Annotated in this window: 10 protein-coding genes and 2 pseudogenes; 2 read left to right on the top strand and 10 right to left on the bottom strand. The window is 68.9% G+C overall.

Annotated elements, in window-relative coordinates; genetic code table 11:
• A pseudogene (locus ACO2RV_RS21530) lies at positions 1-125 on the top strand (IS5/IS1182 family transposase); the annotation flags it as partial.
• Here ACO2RV_RS21530 and ACO2RV_RS21525 read toward each other — a convergent pair.
• The 7 genes from ACO2RV_RS21525 to ACO2RV_RS21495 form a co-directional block, all read right to left on the bottom strand.
• Positions 122-1,621: a phosphomannomutase/phosphoglucomutase gene (locus ACO2RV_RS21525; RefSeq protein WP_423296291.1), complete on the bottom strand. Its 1,500-nt coding sequence runs from the start codon at positions 1,619-1,621 to the stop codon at positions 122-124. The pseudogene ACO2RV_RS21530 and the gene ACO2RV_RS21525 overlap by 4 nt on opposite strands.
• A gap of 54 nt (positions 1,622-1,675) precedes the next feature.
• Entirely contained in the window at positions 1,676-2,800 is a 1,125-nt protein-coding gene (locus tag ACO2RV_RS21520) for a hypothetical protein (RefSeq protein WP_423296290.1), read from the bottom strand.
• A 78-nt stretch (positions 2,801-2,878) separates the two neighbouring features.
• A complete protein-coding gene (locus ACO2RV_RS21515; RefSeq protein ID WP_423296289.1) occupies positions 2,879-3,940 on the bottom strand; it encodes a polysaccharide biosynthesis/export family protein in 1,062 nt (353 codons plus the stop codon).
• Positions 3,941-4,274: 334 nt separating this feature from the next.
• The gene (locus ACO2RV_RS21510) at positions 4,275-4,487 is read right to left on the bottom strand and encodes a hypothetical protein (protein ID WP_423296288.1); all 213 of its coding nucleotides are present in this window, start codon (positions 4,485-4,487) and stop codon (positions 4,275-4,277) included.
• Between the two features lie 56 nt (positions 4,488-4,543).
• Entirely contained in the window at positions 4,544-5,287 is a 744-nt protein-coding gene (locus ACO2RV_RS21505) for an ABC transporter ATP-binding protein (protein ID WP_423296287.1), read from the bottom strand.
• On the bottom strand, positions 5,284-6,108 hold the full coding sequence (locus ACO2RV_RS21500) for an ABC transporter permease (RefSeq protein WP_423296286.1): 825 nt from the start codon (positions 6,106-6,108) through the stop codon (positions 5,284-5,286). The genes ACO2RV_RS21505 and ACO2RV_RS21500 overlap by 4 nt, the downstream gene beginning before the upstream one ends.
• 15 nt (positions 6,109-6,123) lie before the next feature.
• Positions 6,124-7,533: a hypothetical protein gene (locus ACO2RV_RS21495; RefSeq protein ID WP_423296285.1), complete on the bottom strand. Its 1,410-nt coding sequence runs from the start codon at positions 7,531-7,533 to the stop codon at positions 6,124-6,126.
• A gap of 190 nt (positions 7,534-7,723) precedes the next feature.
• Between ACO2RV_RS21495 and ACO2RV_RS21490 the strand changes: the two are divergent.
• Positions 7,724-9,070, top strand: a pseudogene (locus tag ACO2RV_RS21490) (LTA synthase family protein); the annotation flags it as partial.
• A gap of 41 nt (positions 9,071-9,111) precedes the next feature.
• On the opposite strand, the gene ACO2RV_RS21485 reads toward ACO2RV_RS21490, so the two are convergent.
• Genes ACO2RV_RS21485 through ACO2RV_RS21475 form a run of 3 tightly spaced genes read right to left on the bottom strand, consistent with a single transcriptional unit; the run spans position 9,112 to position 19,251 of the window.
• Positions 9,112-10,551, bottom strand: coding sequence for a glycosyltransferase family 4 protein (locus tag ACO2RV_RS21485; RefSeq protein WP_423296284.1), 1,440 nt, complete (start codon positions 10,549-10,551; stop codon positions 9,112-9,114).
• 1 nt (position 10,552) lies between these two features.
• On the bottom strand, positions 10,553-11,944 hold the full coding sequence (locus ACO2RV_RS21480; protein ID WP_423296283.1) for an aminotransferase class I/II-fold pyridoxal phosphate-dependent enzyme: 1,392 nt from the start codon (positions 11,942-11,944) through the stop codon (positions 10,553-10,555).
• Positions 11,941-19,251, bottom strand: coding sequence for an SDR family NAD(P)-dependent oxidoreductase (locus ACO2RV_RS21475; RefSeq protein WP_423296282.1), 7,311 nt, complete (start codon positions 19,249-19,251; stop codon positions 11,941-11,943). Before ACO2RV_RS21475 ends, ACO2RV_RS21480 begins: the two co-directional genes overlap by 4 nt.
• Positions 19,252-19,348 lie beyond the last annotated feature (97 nt).

The following is a 19,348-nucleotide window of genomic DNA, read 5'->3' as shown; positions in this document are numbered from 1 at the left end:
TCAACAAGCTCAAACACTTCAGGGCCGTCGCCACCCGCTACGACAAGCGAGACGACAATTTCCTCGCCTCGATCCAACTCGCATCAATCCGCATCTGGCTGCGAAGTTATGAGTCGGTCACCTAGAGGCTCTGATTATAGGCGCCGACCTCGGGATGGGTGCGCAGCACGCCGTCGACCACGCGGAACATGTCGTGCATGCGGGCCTCGGAGACCGGGCTTTCCACCACGACCACCAGCTCCGGCTTGTTGGAGGAGGCGCGCACGAGGCCCCAGGAGCCGTCCTCCACCGTCACCCGTATGCCGTTGACCGTGACGATGTCGCGGATGGGCTGGCCGTCGATCGTCGCGCCACCCGACGCCATCTGCTCGAAATGCTTCACCACGGCATCGACCACGCCGTACTTCTTCTCGTCCGCGCAGTGCGGCGACATGGTCGGCGACGACCAGGTCTTCGGCAGCGCGTCCTTGAGATCCGAGAGTTTCCGGCCGGGATTGCGGTCCAGCATGTCGAGGATGGCGATGGCCGAGACCAGCCCGTCATCATAGCCGCGCCCGATCGGCTGGTTGAAGAAGTAGTGGCCGGACTTCTCGAAGCCGACCAGCGCGCCGGTCTCGTTCACCCGCCGCTTCATGTAGGAATGGCCGGTCTTCCAGTAATCGGCCTTCACCTTGTTGGCGATCAGCACCGGGTCGGTGACGAACAGGCCGGTCGACTTCACGTCGACCACGAAGGTGGCATCGGGGTAGATCGCCGAGAGGTCGCGCGCCAGCATGACGCCGACCTTGTCGGCGAAGATCTCCTCGCCATGGTCGTCGACCACGCCGCAGCGGTCGCCGTCGCCATCGAAGCCAAGGCCGACATCCGCACCGGAGGCGAGCACCGCGTCACGCATGGCGTGCAGCATCTCCAGGTCTTCCGGGTTCGGATTGTACTTGGGGAAGGTGAAGTCGAGTTCACAGTCGAGCGGCACGACCTCGACGCCGAGTGCCTCGAGGATGCGCGGGGCAAACGCCCCGGCGGTGCCGTTGCCGCAGGCGACCACCGCCTTGATCGGATGCTTCAGCTTCGCCCGGTCGGTCAGGTCCTTGATGTAGACCTCGGGAAAGTCCCGGACATAGTGGTAGCCACCGCCCTCACGCGCCTTGCCGGCACCGGAGAGCACGATCTCCCTGAGGCGGCTCATCTCGTCCGGCCCGAAGGTCATGGGCCGGTTGACGCCCATCTTCACGCCGGTCCAGCCATTGTCGTTGTGCGAGGCGGTGACCATGGCGACGCAGGGAATGTCGAGCGCGAACTGGGCGAAATAGGCCATGGGCGAGAGAGCGAGGCCGATGTCGTGCACGCGGATGCCCGCCGCCATCAGCCCGTTGGCCAGCGCCTGCTTGATCGAGGCGGAATAGGCGCGGAAATCGTGGCCGACCACGATATCGGGCCGCACGCCGCGTTCATGGATCAGGGTGCCGAGGCCGAGGCCAAGCGCCTGCACCCCCATGAGGTTGATTTCGCTGCCGAACAGCCAGCGCGCGTCATATTCGCGGAACCCCGTGGGCTTTACCAGCGGCACGGTCTCGTAGGCATAGGTGTTGGGCTCAAGTGACGCCTTCGGTACCGGGAACATGAGAACCTTACCTCTTGGTTGCATGAGACAATCAGGGGGAAACGGGAGCCGCCCTCACGGCCTCCAATAGGCCGGATCGGCAATGGCCGAGGTGTCCGGCAGCGACGTGGCGGCGGGCAGCACGCGGATGTTGGTGTAGTCCTCGCACAGCGTCATCAGCCAGATCCGGCTTTCGCCGGTCTGCGGGTCGACGATGGCGCGCGCAAAGGCGTCGTCGCGCGCCGGCGCATCGGTGAAGCGGGTGCGCGGCGAGATGTCGAAGGTGCCGCCCACCGGCGCGCCACAGCGCCCGCGCTGGCGCAATTCGCGGGCGAGGTCGGGGGCGGAGCGGCCGCTGCGCGGATGAACCCAGTCCTGCCGCGCCCATTTCTCCCAGCGCGACAGGCCGAATTCGCGGGTCCAGTAAGTCTGTTCCATCTGCATCGTCGCGCCGGGGGAGAGGCCGTCGCGGCTCACCTGCGCGAAGTGGCTGGAGACGATCGACACCATTTCGCGCCCGGATGTGTAGTGCATCGGCGTCACCAGCCAGGTGGTCAGCGCCCGGCGATAACGGGTCGGGCAGGCCGCCGGAAGCGCCGAGGCAGCGCCGGTGACGAGCCGACCCTCGAACACGCCATAGCCACTCTGCCCCGCCGCCGGCACTGCTGCTGGCGCGATCACCCAGCCGCGGAAGAACCGCCGGGAGGAGCGGCTGTCCTCCCGGCACAGCGGCGTCTGGTAGACCGACAGCGCCACAGGGCTGTAGCTGCCCATGATGAAGCCGTAGCCCTCGTCGTACCACTGGATCGAGGCGCCGCCCTCGCCGGGCTTGCCGGGCCGGCCGCGCGCGCCGGCGCAGGCGCTCGGCGGCAGGCCGAGGGTCGAAGAGACGATGCGTGTCTGCCCGCCGCGCTCCACCGGCCGGTTGAGCTTCGCCACCGAGCCGCCGTCCTCCGCGCAGTCACCCCCGGCATTGAGGAAGTTGCGCAGCTCATAGGGCGGATGTTCGCCGGGACGGATGTCGCGCCGGCGCGTGCAGGCTGCGTCGCCTGGCACAAGGCCCGGTACGACGGCGTCGGCGGCGTCGACGCAGACGTCCATGATCATATAGTCCGCGATCCCCTCGGCCGCCTGCACGGGCGCGCAAAGGCCGACAAGCAGCAGGGCGGCCGGCGTCAGGCGGAGGCCATTCCTCATCATGACGTCACTCCCATTTCCGGTGGCAGGCGGAGCGGCCCGGATCGGTTCGCGCTCCGCCCGCATCGATGTCGCGTCCGCTCAGTCCTCGACCCAGGTCACGTCGTTGGTGCGGATGATCGAGGAGATCAGCAGCGCCATGCGCAGGAACTTGGTGAATTCCGCTCCGGGCGAGTTCGCGACATAGACGATGTCGCCGACACGGATCGGGAAGGCCCGGGCGATGAAGTAACCGGAGGGCTCCTTCAGATTGAGGCGATAGATCACCGGCACCGCGCTGTTGCCGACGAGGTGAGGCGACTGCGGATTGATCGCCCGCACCACCTCCGCCTGCTCGTAGCGGAAGATGAACACCCCGCTCGGATCGGCCTGGGTGTCGATCAGGCCGCCGGAGGAGGCGACGGCCGAGGCGACGGTGAAGTCGTCACGGTCGATCGGCACTTCGCTGGCGCTCTTGACGGCGCCGAGGGCAGTAAAGGTCTGCGGGCGCCGGAACACATAGACGGTGTCGCCCGGCTGCATGAAGATGTTCTCGTCCGGCTTGGCGAGAACGGCGGAAAGCTGCATCGTCGCGCTGCGCTTGCCGCGGGTGACGCGCACGAAGGTCTCGTGCGGCGGCGCCTTGATGCCGCCGGCCTGCGCGATGACCTCCAGCAGGCGGTCACCCTTGACGTTGAGGGTGACGCGGCCAGCGCCGGTCAGGTCGCCGACCACGACGACGGAGGCGGAGGTCTGCTGCGGCAGGGTGACGAGAACCTGCGGCTCGATCGCCTTGCCGGTCAGCCCCTGTTCGATGGACTGGGCGATGTCGCTCGGGCGCTTGCCGACGACGGACACCTCCCCGACATAGGGCACCTTGATGCGCCCGTCCCGATCGACCGTCTGTTGCGGCAACGTCTCGCTGCCGGACCCGGTGTCGAGCGAAGCCCGCCCACCGAACAGCCCGCCGGTGCTGGCCTCCCAGATCGACACGGAGACGACGTCACCGACATTCACCCGCGTCTCGGGTGCCGGCCGGCGAACGCCGAAGCTGCTGGCGAGGCTGGATGAGCGCCACAGGCTCATTGCCTTCACGACCTCGGCGTTCACGTCGACGATTTCGTACTCGATCGGCTCCTGCGGCTTCATGACCTCCTGGGTCATGGGACCCGAGCCTGGAAAGAATACGCATCCGCCGAGCATCATGCTCAGTGAAATGAGGCATATAAGATGGGTCTGTAACCGTATAATGTTCAAATCACCCGATCCTCTTTGGTACGCAACAGATTATCTAGGTGGGCGAAATGCAGTAATTTTGTATCTTTATCTATATAAATTACGGAAGTGAATTTCATGTGGCGGAGTAAACACACAAAATAAGAGCCAATATTGAAATATATGCCGATGTCGAGGTGCTGGAATAGGGTTCGTCAGGGTGTTTCGGCAGCTGGTGTAGGCCGGCGCCGGCCGGTCGAGGTCGGCGCCGGGGACCGCCGCGCTATTCCGCGGCGGTGGGCATCGCGGCCGCATTGGCCTGACGGGCGAAGAAGTTCCGCTCGGCCTTCAGCGCGCGACGGGCGGCCTGAATGCACTCCTTGCGCTTCTGGACACTCAGCTCCTTCCACGCCGTCTGGTCGAATTCGACAAGGCGGCGGGCAACGAAGCGTTCGAGCTGGCGGCTGATTTCAGGCAGGTCGTTGAGGTTGGTCATGTCGGCTCCTTCAGGTTGGGTCGGGACCTCCCGACCGAAAGTGATGGAAAGCGGCTTCAGGCCGTGGGCCCGAAGGGTTCGTCCGCCATACGCTCTTCCTCCTCCTCCTCGTCATCGGGCGCGTCGTCGGGGCCGGACGCGCCGTCGTCGATGGCGCGGAAGAGACGTATCGCGTCGCTGATCCGCTCGAACATCTGGAGGCGGCCGTCATGGAGCACGGCGCCGATGTCCGCGAAGCGGCGCAGCATCTGCGGGGATCGCGTGGTGAAGATGAGTGTCGCCTGTGTCCGGCGTGCCTGCACCAGATCGGCGCAACGCGCGCGGAAGGCGCCGGAGCCGCCGAACAGCGCCTCGTCGGCGAGGAAGATGTCGAACGGCAGCGCGTAGGAGGCGGCGAACAGGAAACGCGAGCGGCGTTCCCGCGTATAGCTCGACAGCGGCTGGTCGATGGCCTCGCCCATCTGCGCGAAGCTGGTGACGAAGCGGGCGGCGGCATCGCCGTCGAAGCCGTTGACGCGGGCGACGAAGTGCAGGTTTTCCCGGCCGGTCAGCGCGGCGTGATAGGCCTGCGTGTTGGCGACCGGCGGCGAGACGGAGCCGTGGCGGCGGATCCTGCCGTGGTCGGGCAGCGTCGAACCGCCGATCAGCTTGATCAGCGTCGACTTGCCCGCGCCGCGCACGCCGAGGATGCCGACCGAGGCGCCGTGCGGGAAGGCCGCGTCGAGGTGCTCGAACACGCGCCGGGTGCCGTGCGCCGCCCGGAACGTCTTGCCGATATCCGCCATCTCTACCGCCATCATATCAGCCTCGCGCGGAACACCCGCTCCAGCGCCAGCCCGATGAGCAGGGAGGCGAGGCCGAAGCCGAGGAGATAGGTCTTGTCGAGGGTGAGGGTGGGATAGGTCAGGTAGAAGCCGGAGCGGAACCACTCCAGCCCGTGCAGCAGCGGGTTCCAGGCCAGCCAGTAGCGGATCTGCGGCGGCATGAAGTCCGGCACGAAGAACACGCCGGACAGGAAGATGAGCGAGCGCGACAACACGCCATAAACCACCGCCCAGAGCCGGAAGAAGGCGCCGATCACGCCGTTGATGAGGCCGACGCCGATCGCCAGCAGGGCGGTGGCGGCGAAGCCCTCGATGGCCAGCATCGGCCGGATCGGCAGCGCTTCCCGCACTCCCATGGAATAGATGACGGTGAAGAGCAGCACCGCGACGACCAGCAGTGTCGCGGTTTCCAAGAGGGCGCGCGCAAGCATGATGTCGAGCGGCTGGATGGGCGCGAGCGCCCGCACCAGCCCACTGGCGCGGATTGCGCTCGTGGTGCGCCCGGACACATGGGTGAACAGGAAGAACGGCAGGATGCCGGTGCCGAGAAAGAGCAGCAGGCTGGTGCCGAATTCCGGCCGGCGGCCGATGATGGTGAAGATACCCATCATCATGGCGAGCTGCAGGATGGGTTCCAGCAGCGCCAGCAGATAGCTGAGCCGTGAATGCACCGAGCGCAGCCGCATTTCGCGCAGCATCAGCGCGATGACCACGCGCCCCTGCGTGCGCAGCCCCTCCGCGATCCGGCGCGGGCCGAAGCCTTCCTCGGAGCCGGCAAAGGGAGTGATGGTGGTCATCGCCGCTTCCCCTGCTCAGGCCACATGGTCGCGGATAGAGAAGAAGACCATGACGCTGACGAACCACAGCGCGCCGGCCGCGAGGAACACGATCAGGATCGAGACCACCCGCCGCGGATACTCGCTCGCCTGCGCCAGTGCCGGCTGCACATAGGTCGCGACATAGGTCTGCTGTGCGGCGGCTTCCGAACGGGCGAGTTCCAGCGCGGACAGCGTGGTCTCGTAATATTTCTCGGCGAATTGCCGGCTGAGATCGACGTCCTCGTAAGTCGACAGCATGTCCGACAGCACGGGCTGCGCGCCCGCCGTTGCCGCGCCGGCGGCGGGGCCGGTCGCACCGGCGTCGCGGTTGCCCTTGCCGATCTCGCGCTCGATGCTGGCGATCTGCTTGGTGGTCGCGGCGATGCGGCTTTCCAGTACCTTCACCGTGGGTGCGTTGGGGTCCATGTAGCTGCGCAGCGAGGCAAGCTGCGACTGCAGCCCGGCAAGCTCCCCGCGCAGCTTCATGGCGAGGTCGAGCGTGCCGCCGGCGGTGCGTGTGGCGTCCGGCGTCTGCTCGACATCGCGGAACTGCCGTAGCCCTGCGCGTGCACCGCGCAGCCGATCCTCGGCGCGGGAGACATCGGCCTCGGCGAACTTCACCGCGTCGCGGCGGGCGCGGGCGGAGATGTCGTTGATCAGCCTCTCGCTCTGGCTGACCAGCGTCGCGGCGATCTCATGGGCATCCTCCGGCGTGAAGGCGCGCACCCGCACCAGGGCGAGGCCGGTGGCCATGTCGAAGGAGGCGTCGATCATCGACTGCCAGTAGGTGACGAGGTTCTCCATCGTCTCCTCGCCGCGCAGCCGCGAAAGGCGGTCGACGCCGGCGCGCGCGTACATTGCGCGCAGGTCCACCGTCTTGAGCAGATCCTCCACCGCCTGCCGGCTGGAGAGGTAATCGATGACGAGGAAATTGTCGGTGTAGATACCCGCCCGCGCCGCCGCGCCGAGCGCGGTGCTGGCCGCGCTGGTGCCGGCCGGCGCGAAGTCCTGGCTGCGCACCGCGAAACGGAACTCCGACACGTACTGGTTGGAGACCATCAGCCCGTAATAGAGCCCGGCGGCCAGCGTCGGCAGCGCCACCATGAGCAGGAACGAGGCCCACAGCCCGACCGGACGGCGCTTCTTCGCCTTGCGCGGTAGCGCAGCGGCGAGATCGGCTGCGTCGGGATCGGGCAGCGGGAAGCCGTCGCGCTTGGCGACCGGCCGCGACGGTTTCGCGCGCGCCACCGGGATGCGGACGTCATCCACGTCCGGAATCTCGCGCGGCACCGGCCGCAGCGGCTTGGCCCGGGCAGACGGGGCGGCCTTCACCTTTTCCGGCGCTTCCCCCATCGGCTCGGCCTTGTGTATCGACATGCCAAGGATCGGATGCAGCTTATTCATGCGACGCTGCTCCTTTCATCTCGTGAGTATATGGAGATGTGTAAGTACAAATATATCTAGCTCTCTCCATTAAATTATCGATCGGAATATATGTCGATAATATTAAGGCGTATATATTTATTTTTACTTGAAATAATCCGGGATATCGCTCTAATTTTGCAGATGTTGATGCGCGAAGGGTCGGAAATACATGGATGAAGCAATCCTGGCGGTCATGTCGATGTTTGTTGCCCTGGCCGTCGCCGTGGCCGGGGCGAGCCGGCTTGACCGTCTGGCAGTGCCGGTCCGCGATGTTGCGGAGCCGGTGCCGGGCGAGGCGCGCCTGATGGGAGCGGCGATTGCCGGCTGGCTCTGGCTGGCGTGGCTCGGCGTGTCGGCGCGACCCCTCTTCGCCATGGTGGCGTCGGTGGTGACCTTCGGCGTTTTCGTGGTCATCTCGCGCGTCAAATATGCCTATCTGCGCGAGCCGCTGGTGTTCAGCGACCTCGGCTTCCTGGCGACGCTGCTCCGCCACCCGGCGCTGTTCTATGTCGGCCGTGGCACCACGCTCGCCCTCGGCCTCGTCGTTCTGGCCATTGCCGGCGCGATCCTCGGCTGGAGCGTCGTCGAGCCGCGCAGGCTGGATGCCGCGACGCAAGCCGGTGTGTTTGCGGTGGCTCTCGTCATCGCTGCTGGATTCTCCGTGCTGGCGGGCCGGATCGCCACCCTGCTGCCCGTGCTCGCGCACCAGCTGATCGACCTGTCGGCCACCCGTTTCGTCGGCGCGCAGGGGCTCGCGGTCTCGCTGCTCGCGGGCTTCGCCCTCTGGCGCCGGGACGGGTCGCGTGAGGTGAGCGAGACGCCGGCCCGACTGGTGAAGGAGGGCCGCTATCGGGCCGTCATCATCCTGCAGTCGGAATCCTTCGCTGATCTCAGGCGCAACGGCATCGCGCTCGACCTGCCGAACATCGATCGCCTGCGCCGGCGGGCACTGGCGCATGGACGGCTCAACGTCTCCTGCTTCGGCGCCTACACGCACCGCTCCGAGGCGGAAATGCTGACCGGCATTGCCTTCGCGCATCAGCGCATGGACCGGTTCGACCCCTATCTGCGGCCGGAGAAGTTTGAGGGGGCCTCGCTGGCGCATTGGCTGGGCGGGGCCGGCTGGCACACGCTGTTCCTGCATCCGCACGACGCGCGCTTCTTCCGGCGCGACAGGGCCATTCCCCGTCTCGGCTTTGCCCGCTTCCTCGACGAGCGCGCCTTCGCTCCGACCGACCGCGTCGGCCCCTATGTCGGTGACGCCGCCGTCGGCAGCCGCATCGTGCAGGAGATCGAGACCGCCGGCGCGGCCGGCGAGGCGCTGTTCCTGATGGCGGTCACCATGGAGGCGCACGACCCCTACGGAGCCGGCCGGCTGCCCGGCATCGACGACCCGGTCGAGCAATATGCCCGCCATGTCGCCAATGCCGACGCCATGCTCGGCAAGGTGACGGCGGCGCTCGACGCGCTCACCGACCGCGCGCTGCTGGTGTTCTATGGCGATCATGCTCCGATCCTTCCCGGGCATGAGGGATTGGCGGACGACCGGGCCACGGACTACCTCGTGCTCGAATGCGGATGGGCGGCGGCAAAGGCGAGCGAACGCCCCGCGTCGACGCGCTCGCCGGCTGAAATCAATGCCTTGCTGCGTTCGAAACTCACCGCCGGCCGCCACGATGACGAGGGGGCGGGAATGCCCGGCGAGTTGGCGACGACATCGATGATCCGATCGACAATGGAGAAGTGATCGGACCAGCGCGGCATGCGGATTTCCCCCAGCTGCCGGAGCTGGGTCGCGCGCGCTTCGGAGCCGGGGCGGGCATAGTCCTCGATGGCCCGTGCCCAGCCGAGCCCGTCGATCGGATCGAGATAGCAGGGCGCCGAGCCGGCTATGTCGCGAAAGGCCTGCAGGTCGGAGCAGATCACCGGCACGCGCAGCGCCATCGCCTCGAACAGCGGCAGGCCGTACCCCTCGGCGAAGGAGGGGAACAGCACGCCGCGCGCCTGCTTCATCAGGCGGCGCAGATGCGCGTCCGGCAGGCGGTTGCACTCCAGCACATGATCGCCGAGCTTGCGGCAGCGCTCGATGATGTCGATGACGTTCTCGTTCTCCCAGCCGCGGCGGCCGACGATGATCAGCTTGGGTGCCTTGGGACCGAGCTTCTCCACCAGCACCCGCCAGGCATGCAGCAGCACGAGGTGGTTCTTGCGCGGCTCGATGGTGCCGACGGTGAGGAAGAACGGGTGCACCTCCGGCATCGCCGGCTCCTGCGTGCCGAACTCGTCCTCCACGCCGAGCGGGCCGACCACGCTGGGCGGCACCGCCATGTCGGCGCGCGCGGCGAAGGCGGTGAGCTGGTTCAGCGTGTGCTGCGAATTGCAGATGATCGCCTCGGCCGAGGCCAGCACGGTGCGCATGCGCGTCTCGTGCTTCTCCGCGTCGCCCGGCCGGACATATTCCGGGTGGGTGAGAGGGATGAGGTCGTGCACGAGGTACATCGGCTTGAGCCCGTGGCCGCGCACCATGGAACGCACGCCGGCGATGGAATTGAGCCCCTCATGCGAGACGTTGAGATAGACCGCGCCATGCGAATTGCGTCGCCGCAGCAGTCGCGGCAGCAGGTTGACGGGCGAGAACAGGCGCTTGAGCGGGGGCAGTACATCCGGCAGCGCCGAGCGTGGCACGTCCGGTTCCAGATCGGCCAGCGTGCCGGGCGCCAGATCGAGGAAGCGCTCGACCTCCCCCAGTTCCCGCCGTGTGACCCGCCCCTCGGATTGCTTCCAGCGCTGCGCCAGCGTTTGGACGAAGGCGGCGACGGTTTCGGCGTCGAGATACCAGGTCGAGGCGCGTACCCGCGCGACGAAGGCGGCGCTGTCCTGATAATGGCGGCTGCCGAGCAGGTGGCGGGCATAGGCGAGCTCGACGCGATCGATGCCCGTGGGCGTCGACTGCGATGAGCGCCGCAGCAGCCGGGTAATGTCGAGCACGACCTTCATGTCACTTCCTCCACTCGGAGGCTGGCGTTGCGCCGGCCTCCTCGCCGTCTTCCTCGCCGCCGAAACCGAGCGCGGCGAGGGAACGGGAACTCTCGTCGATCTCCTCGACCAGCAGGCGAACGGTCTCGTCGAGCTGTTCGGCGGTATGTGCGGCCGTGAGAAAGAAGCGCAGCCGGGCCGAGCGGTGCGGCACCGCCGGATGGATGATCGGCAGCACGTTGACGCCGCGCGCCAGCAGCCTTTCCGACAGCAGCACCGCCATGAGCGAGTCGCCGACCATGATCGGCACGATGGCGTGCCCCTCGGCGGTGCCGGTGGCGAGGCCGGCGGCTTGCGCGGCCTCCAGAAAATGCCGGGCATTGGCCTGCAGCGCGGCGACGCGTTCGCCCTCGCGCTCCATGGCGTCGAGCGCGGCGAGCGCGGCACCGGCCGCCGCTGGCGGCAGGCCGACGCTGTAGACGAAGCCCGGCGCGGAGACCTTGAGGTAGTCGATCAGGGCTTGCTGACCGGCGATGTAGCCGCCGCAGGAGGCGAGCGACTTGGACAGCGTCCCCATCCAGATGTCGACGCAGGCCGGATCGAGGCCAGCGTGCTCGGCGACGCCGCGTCCGCCGGCGCCGAGCACGCCGATGCCATGCGCCTCGTCGACCATTAGCCAGCCGCCGAAACGCTGCTTGAGTTCCACCAGACGGGCGAGGTCGGGCACGTCGCCGTCCATCGAGTACAGCCCCTCGACGACGATGAGCGCGCGGCGATAGCGCTGCCGTTCCGTGGTCAGCATACGCTCCAGCGCGTCGAGATCGTTGTGCGGGAAGCTCCGCCGCGCGGCGCGGGCGAGCTCGGCGCCGACGATGATGCTGTTGTGGATCAGCGCATCGTGGAACACCGCATCCTCGGCACCGAGGATGGTGCCGAGGGTGGTGACGTTGGCCGCATGTCCCGAGACGAAGACGATGGCGTCCTCGGCCCGGTGCAGGCTGGCGAGGCGCGCCTCCAGCGCGCGATGGAGCGGGCGCTCGCCGGCCACCAGCCGGCTCGCCGAAACGCTGGTGCCGTAGAGTTCGATCGCCTCCTGTGCTGCCCGCTGGACCTGCGGGTGGCTGTTCAGGCCGAGATAGTCATAGGAGGCGAAATTGATCACTTCCCGCCCGTCGATCCGGGTCAGCGCGCCGGCGCGGCCCTCGTGCGGGCGGAAGAATGGATTGGCAATGCCGAGCGCGTCGCCGGTCGCGCGGACCAGCAGCAGTTCGTCATAGCCGGGCAGCGTCTCGAAGGAGGTGTCGTAGCTCCTGCGCGGAGATGCGTCGATGTCCGTCGGCCGCTCGCGCATCCGGGCAAGCAGCGCGGCCCGTGCGGCCGCGTCGAGCTGGGCAGTGTTGTTGTGCATCGTCATCGCAGCAGGCTCCCATCGCGCCGTCCGTCCGTCGTCGCCTTGGCCTGCAGCGTCTCCATCGCGGCCACCGTCGGCTCGACCCGCAAATGACGGTCGATCAGCCGGGCGCTCTCCTCGGGGATGTGGATCGGGGAGGCGGGAGGGGCGTCGCCCGCGGCTTCCGTGGTGGGCCGCAACTTGCGCAGCACCTTGTCGGCGACATCCTGCAGCGTCGCGCCGGCGCCCAATCCCAGCATGGGCAGCGCGACCTTGTGGCGGCGCTGCATCTCCATGTCGAGTTCCAGCCCCATCAGCGAATCCATGCCGATGTCGCCGAGCGGGCGCGCCGGATCGATGCTGTCCGGCGGCAGGCGCAATATGCGGCCGAGCTCGGCGGCGAGCAGGCGCAGCACGGTCGCCCGGGCCTCGCTGTCGCTTTGCTCGCGGATGAGGGCGATGAGGTCGTCGTCGCTGCCGGCGTCTGCTGTGTCGTCGAAGGTGGGGCGCAGCGCGGCGAAGCTCGCCCCGCCCATGACCGCGAGTTCGCGCCCCGCCCGCCAGTCGATCGGCGCGTGGACGACGACCGGCGGCGTGCCGGCATCCGCCAGACAGGCGCCTAGATGCTCCAGTGCCGCCGCCGCCGTGAGCATGCCGAGGCCGAGGCGACGGCTCAGCTTCTCCGAGGTCGCGGCATCGCGCGCCAGCACGCCGGCGTCGGAAATCGCGCCCCAGGCGATGGCGAGCGTCGGTCGCCCCTCAGCGTGCCGGCGGCGGGCAAGGCCTTCGAGATAGGCGTTGGCCGCGACATAGGCCGCCTGTCCGGGGTTGCCGACCAGCGTGGTGGCGGAGGAGAACAGCACGAAATAGTCGAGGTCCAGCCCGGCCGTCGCCGCGTCGAGGTTGCGGGCGCCGTCGACCTTCGGTGCCAGCACCTGCTCGAAGCGGTCGCGATCGAGATCGCGGATCAGCGCGTCGTCGAGTACCATGGCGGTGTGAACGAGGCCGGCGATGCGTCCATGGCGGGCGGCAAGGCGCTCGATGAGTTCGGCGCAGGCCCGCGGGTCGCGGACGTCGAGGCGCTCGGCGACGATCTCCGCGCCGTCCACCGCCAGCGGCGGATCGATCGTCCCGCGGCGCGAGGCGACGACGATGTGCTTCGCCCCACGCTCGGCCAGCCAGCGCGCCGTCTCGCGGCCGAAACCGCCGGAGCCGCCGACGACGAGGTGCACACCGTCCGGGGACGCTGCAAAGGCCGGCTTGACCTCCGGGGTGGCGGCCATGTGGGTGGGAGGCCGGATGAGGATCTTGCCGACATGACCCGAGCCCTGCATCAGCCGGAACGCGGCGCGTGCCTCATGGGCGGCGAAGACGCGGTGGGGCAGGGGCCGGAGCGTGCCGGCCTCGAACAGACGCTTCAGTTCCGTGAGCATCTCCGCGACCAACGCCGGCCGGGCCGCGATGAACTGGTCGGCATCGACGCCAAAATAGGTGAGGTTCCACGCGAAGGGGCGCAGCCCAATGCTGGTATTGGCGACGAAGTCGCGCTTGCCGAGTTCGATGAAGCGGCCAAACGGCTTCAGGGCGCGCAGCGACAATTCCATCGCCCGTCCCGCGAGCGAGTTGAGCACCACGTCGCAGCCGCCCTGCGCGCGCAGCGTTTCCGCGAACTGGGTGGAGCGCGAATCGTACACCGTGTCGGCACCAAGCAGGCGGACGAGCGCGCGCTTCTCCGGCGAGCCGGCGGTGGCGACGATGCGCGCGCCGCGCATGCGGGCGATCTGCATGGCGGCCATTCCCACGCCGCCAGCAGCGCCGTGGATCAGCACGGTCTCGCCGGCCTCCAGCCGGGCGCAGTGCACTAGTCCGTACCAGGCGGTCAGGAAGGCGACCGGCAGGGTCGCCGCCGCGTCGGGGGTGATGCCGGCGGGCGCCCGGAGGACGGCTGTGGCGGGCAGGGTCACGTGGGTAGCGAAGGCGCCGGGCGCGAAGGCGATGACGGCGTCGCCCGCCCGGAGTTCGGCGACGTCGTCGCCGATCCGCGCGAGGGTGCCGGCGCATTCGAAGCCGAGGGTCGGGCCGGCAAAGCCGTGCGCCAGCATGTCGTCGCCGATCAGCCCCTGCGCGAACATGACGTCGCGAAAGTTGAGTGCCGTCGACGCTATGGCGATTTCGACCTCGCCAGGGCCGGGAGCGCGGCGGGCCCGGGCCTGCCAGACGAGGCGGTCGAGCGAGCCGGGCAGGCTCATAGCGAGGCGCGCGGCGGTCTCTTCGTCTGAGGCTCGCACTGGTTTCGCCGGCGCGAGGCGGACCGCCTTCAGGCCATTGCCGTCAAGCACAAGTTCCCGTTCGCCGGGCAGCCCGGCGACGGCGCGGGCAAGCTCGCGCGTCGTCGCCTCGTCGATGACGGGTCGGTCGAGCGCGATCAGTCTTACGTCGAGATCGGGATATTCGTTCATGGCCGTGCGGCCGAAGGTCCACAGCGCCGCGGCGGCCGGCGCCTCGCCGAGCGGATCGCCGTCTATGAGCAGGCGCAGGGCCGGCGCCCTGGTGCCGGCGCGCAGCGCCTCCAGCAGCGTGCGCGCCTCGTCCAGCACGTTGGCGAGGGAGGCGGCGGGTGCGGCGTCGCCCTGGCCGCCCGCGAGCCGCCAGACGAGCACGCCGCCTGTCGACGCGACCACCGGGGATGACGGATCGGGGTCGAATATGTAGCTGGCTTCCGAGATCAGGCATGAACGCGCATCCTCCTTCAGCAGGGCGATGAGAGCCGCCATGACCACCTGATCGTCCGGCGCCTCGGCCGCCGGCGGGGCGATAAGCGCGACGTCGGTCGACGCACGCGCCCCGCGCAGTCGCTGCGTGCCGTGCACGGCGCCGGGCGCATCGATCGTCAGCAGCCGGGCAAAGCCGGACGTCGCGAAGCCAAGGGAGACGAGCGCGCCACCCCGCCGCAGCGCGGCACCGAGCCGCCGGGTCGCCTCGCTGGCGGGATCCAGCGGCAGGCGCGGGTCGAAATGCAGGATGAGGTCGGCCGCCGGCAGGTTTTCCTCATCGCCGAGGGTGTTCGCCGCCGAGGGGTGGATGCGGTCGGTAAGAGCTGGGCGGGCTGTGGGGTCGGACGGCAGGACGGTGAGGACGATGAGGCCGGCCTCGACGAGGGAACGGAGCGCGTCGAGCAGCGCGCCATGCCGCTCCACCACGATCACGGCCAGTGGAGCGTCGAGCTCACGCGCCGCTTCCGCCACCAGCGCGGCGGCGTGCTCGGCGAGACCGCGGGCGGCCGGCGAGGCGCTCTCCCACTGGTCCATGAGGCCGGTGGCGTGGGTGATGGTCAGCGTGCCGCGCAGATGGTCCGCGAGGTCGACGGCAAGGCGCGCGCCGATGGCGAGCTCGGCGGCGCGGTCCGGCGCAAGATTCGCGATCTCATGCAGCAGCGGCTCGGGTGAGGGCAGGTCACTCTGCGGCAGGACGCGCCAACCTTCGCCCAGCGTGTGACGGGCAAGCCCGCCCTCGGCCAATAGGTCGAGCAGCGTCACGAAGGCCGCGCGCCGCCCCAAGGCGAGCCGTCCCTGTTCGACCAGCGCGTCGATATCCAGAGGTTCGGTCGGCAGCAGCGCCTCGCCGGCAATCTCGGCCACGGCGCGATGGGCGATCGCGTAGGCCAGCGCATCGAGCATCAGCGCGTCGTCGGTGGTCGGCACGTCGCCGGACGCACTGAGGAAGGCTTCGATGCGCGCTCCCGCCTGCGTCTGCGCCGGCCCGAGCCGGACGTAGCTCTGGCGGAAATCGTGGTCGAGCTCGTCGCTGGCCGCGAATGCCACGGCGCGAAGCTCCGCGCCTTCGATGCGCGCGATCTCCGCCTCGGCGGCGTCGAACAGGGCGACGTCGAGCTCCAGCGAACGCGGGCTGGCCCGGCGGACGGTCAGGGTCGCCCGCACCGGCAGCGTCGAGCCCCGTATGATGAGCGCGGCGAAGCGGACCGGCAGAAAGGCCGTGCCGGCTTGTGACGGCAGGCCCTCGGCGGCGAGAACGAGGCCGTGCAGGGCGGCGTCCGCCAGTGCCGGCACCATGACATAGTCCACCTGCGGGGCCGTGGGCGCGACGAGGTCGAGATGGATTTCCGCGCCGGCGCGCCGGGCCGAACGGACCAGGCGGAAGGCGGGCCCGTAATCGAGGCCGAGCCGGGCGGCGGCGGCATAGAGCGCCTCGGCGTCGAGCACGCTCTCGCCGTCGGCGGCGGGCGGCGGGGCGGCCGGCGGGGTCGCCGGGTTGCTGTCTACCAGCACCCGGCCGCGGGCGTGCAGGTTCCACTCCTGCGAGCCGCGGGCGCGGGAGGACACGGAAACGCCGCCGCTGGCGTCGATCGCCACTCGCGTCTCGATGCTCTCGCCCGGCGAGAGGCGAAGCGCCGCCAGAATGGCGAAATCCTCAAGCCGAAGGCGGTTGGTGCCAAGCGCGTCGCGTCCGGCCGCCAGTGCCATCTCGGCGAGGGCGGTGGCGGGCAGCACGACATGGCCACCCACCTTGTGGTCGGCGAGGAAGGGACGGGTGTCGATGTCGAGCATACCGCGCCATTCGCGGCCGCCGTCCAGCAGCCGTGTGCCGAGTAGCGGGTGCTCGCCGGCGCCGGTGCCGATCAGGTCGATCGCCTCCGAGGTGCGCGGCGGGTGGATCGGCTGGCGGGTCCAGGGGGTCTTGGGCAGATCGATGCGGCCGGGCGGGAGCGCGTGGCCGAACAGCTTCTCCTCGTCGACCCCCGCGCCGTTAACCAGGGCGGCGAGCAGGCTGCGCTGGATGGGGTCGTCCTCGGCCGTATCCTTCTCCTGCAACGAGGCGAGCACGGTCGCCGTCCGCCCCTCATCGGCGAGGATCTCCCGGAGAAAGCCGGTGAGCACGGCCTGCGGGCCTATTTCCAGAAAGATGCCGATGGAAGCGTCGCGCGCCACCGAACGCATCGCCGCGTCGAACTGCACGGGCTGGCGGATATTGTCCCACCAGTAATAGGCGTCGAGCGAGGCGTCCTCGATGGGTTCCCCGGTGACGGCCGAGATGAACGGGATCGTCGGCGCACGCGGCGCCAGCATGGCCAGCGTTTCGAGGATCGGCTCGTGCAGAGGCCCCATGGCCGGCGAATGAAAGGCGTAATCGATGCCGAGGCGCTTGCCGACCACGCCCTGTCTGCGGGCCCGGCGTAGCACCGCATCGATGGCGGGCCCCGGTCCCGACAGCGTGACGCCCTTCGGCGCGTTGATGGCGCCGATGACCACTTCGGGCTGGGCGGCCGCGGCGATGAATGCGTTGGCGTCTTCCGGGCTGGCCATCAGGAAGGCCATCGCGCCGGAACCGTGCGTGCGGCCCTGCAGCTTGCTGCGCCAATAGATGAGCCGGGTCGCGTCGGTCAGGTCCAACGCGCCGCAGATATGGGCGGCGGCGATCTCTCCGACGCTATGGCCGACGACAGCGGCCGGCACGAGGCCGCCGGCCATCAGCGCGCGGGCGAGCGCCACTTCGAGCGCGAAGATGAGCGGCTGGGCGATCTCGGTGTTGGCGAGCGTAGCTTCGCTCTGCGGTTGCCGGAACGCCGCCGCCAGCGACCAGCCGGCGAGCGGTTCGAAGACCGCATCGATCTCCTCGATGCCACGGCGAAAGGCCGGGCTCGACTGCCAGGCCGCTGCGCCCATGCCGGCATATTGCCCTCCATTGCCGGTGAAGACGAAGGCGACCGCGGAGTCGGAACCCCTTGGGGCGCCCCGGAGCAGTGCGCCTTCAGCGGTACCGCGCGCCATGCGGCGCAGCTTCGCTGGCGCTGCGGGGTCGTTCACAGAAACCGCCAGGCGATGGGGCAATCTTGCACGGCCATGAGCGGCGGCGTGGGCGAGGCGCCCGGGCGCCGGCTCGTTTTCCAGCCGGTCGGCATAGGCTTCGGCGAGGGCCGAGAGTGCCTGCGGATCCTGTGCCGAGAGCATGAGAACCGTCGCGGCGGCACGCATGTCGGTGGCTGGCACCTCATGCGCGTCGGGCAGGCGGATCACCGCATGGGCGTTGGTTCCGCCGAAGCCGAAGGAGGAAATGCCGGCGACACGAGCCGAGGCGTCGAGCGGCATCGGCGCGGTGGCGGGGGCAAGGTTCAGCCCGGCGAAGTCGATGTGCTGGTTCAGCGTGTCGAGATGCAGCGAGGCCGGCAGTTCGCGCCGCTCCAGCGCGTTGAGCGCCTTGAGCAGCCCGGCAAGGCCCGAGGCGGGTTCGAGATGGCCGATATTCGATTTCACCGAGCCGATGGGCAGAGGCGAGGTGCGCCGGCTTCCCAAGGCGAGGCCGATGGCGCGCGCCTCTGCCGGATCGCCGACCAGCGTGCCGGTGCCATGCGCCTCGACGAAGGCGAGGCGTTCCGGATCGATGCCGCGCCGCTCATAGAGTTCCTCGAGCAGCCGCTGCTGCGCCCGGCTCTCCGGCATGGCGATGCCGAGGGTGCGTCCGTCGGAATTGGTGCCGCTCGCCATCACCACGGCGCGCGGCGTCCCGTTCGTGCCGCCCAGGCGGCTGAGGATCGTCACCACGCCGCCCTCGGCGCGGACATAGCCGTCCGCCTCGCCGGAGAACGGCCGGCAACGCCCGGTCGGCGAGAGCATGCCGGCGCGAGCAAAGCCGACGAAGTTGAACGGGCTCGCCAATATGTTCACCCCCGCGACCACGGCGGTGTCGATCTCCCCGCTCTCGATCGCCTTCACCGCCCGATCGAGGGCGACGAGCGAGGAGGAGCAGGCGGTGTCGATGGTCAGGCTCGGCCCGGTGAAGCCGAACACGTGCGAGATGCGGTTGGCGATGATCGACAGCGCGTTGCCGGTCACGAAATGCGCGTCGGCAGCGGCGATATCGGCGACGAAGTGCAGCGAATGGTCGAGCGAGGAGGCGCCGACGAAGACCCCGACATCGCGGCCGCTCAGCGTCGACAGCGGGATGTTGGCGTCCTCGAACGCCTCGCGCACCAGTTCGAGCAGCAGCCGCTGCTGCGGGTCGATCTGCTCCGCCTCGCGCGGGGAAAGCCCGAAGGCGGCGGGGTCGAAGCTGAAGATGTCGTCCAGCACGCCGGCGGCGAAGGTGTAGGTGCGTCCCGGCACGCCGCGGCCCGGATGCAGGAAGCGCTCCCGCGACCAGCGATCGGCGGGAATCTCACTCACTGCGCATTCGCCGCGCGCCAGCAGGGACCAGAAGGCGGCTTCGTCCGCGGCACCCGGCAGGCGGCAGGCACAGCCCATTATCGCCGCCGCATGCTGCGGCCGACGGAAAATGGAAGAGGGAGCGGCATCCGCGCCGTGAACGATGCTATCCAATCGGCACCTCATCTGAAATTCACCGGGTCTCGGTGCCCGGCCGTGACAGGCCGGGCCTCTACGGCGCAGCAATTTTCCGGGTGGGGACGCCGATGGC

Source organism: Ancylobacter sp. VNQ12 (assembly GCF_049445835.1).
Classification (GTDB): domain Bacteria; phylum Pseudomonadota; class Alphaproteobacteria; order Rhizobiales; family Xanthobacteraceae; genus Ancylobacter.
This window is presented reverse-complemented; position numbering and strand designations above follow the sequence as displayed.